General features: G+C 65.4%; 1 protein-coding gene. It reads left to right on the top strand.

The window, feature by feature from the left end; translation table 11 throughout:
• On the top strand, positions 1 to 580 hold a 580-nt coding region (locus ACMGDM_RS20625), incomplete at its 5' end, for a molybdopterin cofactor-binding domain-containing protein (protein WP_436806016.1).
• Positions 581 to 726: the final 146 nt, after the last annotated feature.

The following is a 726-nucleotide window of genomic DNA, read 5'->3' as shown; positions in this document are numbered from 1 at the left end:
CGGCGAGGTGCAATGGACGGAGGGCGGCTTGGCGGGCGTCCGGGAGAGAGAGCGTCACGAGACGTTCCGCTCGGTGCTGACGCGCGCTAGCCGAGAGGAACTGAGCGTCACCGCCTCCGGCAGCGCGCCGCTGGAGATGCTTAGATTCGCCATGCACAGCACCTCCGCGGCGTTCTGCGAGGTGCGGGTAAGCGACGTCACCGGCGAAATCAGGGTCAGCCGGTTGCTCGGCTCTTTTGATTGCGGTGCGATCCTCAACCCGCGGACGGCTGCGAGCCAATTCCGAGGCGGGATGATCATGGGGCTTGGCCTGGCACTCACCGAGGAGACACTGCTGGACGAACGCTCCGGCCGGATCATGAACCCAACGCTCGCCGACTATCATGTGCCGGTCCATCTCGACGTGCCAGAGATCGACGTGATCTGGAACGACATTCCCGATCCGCGCGCGCCGCTGGGTGCGCGCGGTATCGGTGAGATCGGGATCACGGGCGTCGCCGCGGCCGTGGCCAACGCCGTCTTCAACGCCACCGGACGGCGCGTGCGCGACCTGCCGATCACGCTCGACAAGCTGTTATGAAGCGGACCTGATGCAGGGAGAAGGCGCTGCCACGTAGCTTGATCAGCGTGACAGCTCGCAGGCCCGCATGAAGCCTGGACGCAAAGGTGAACGAACGACTGGAGTTGGACGGCGGGCAGGTGGGCTTGAGTGACCGTTATTGGGTC

The sequence above is a fragment of the Sphingomonas larreae genome (assembly GCF_051400595.1).
Lineage (GTDB): Bacteria > Pseudomonadota > Alphaproteobacteria > Sphingomonadales > Sphingomonadaceae > Sphingomonas.
The sequence above is the reverse complement of the archived record's forward strand: the minus strand, read 5'-3'. Positions and strand labels throughout refer to the sequence as shown.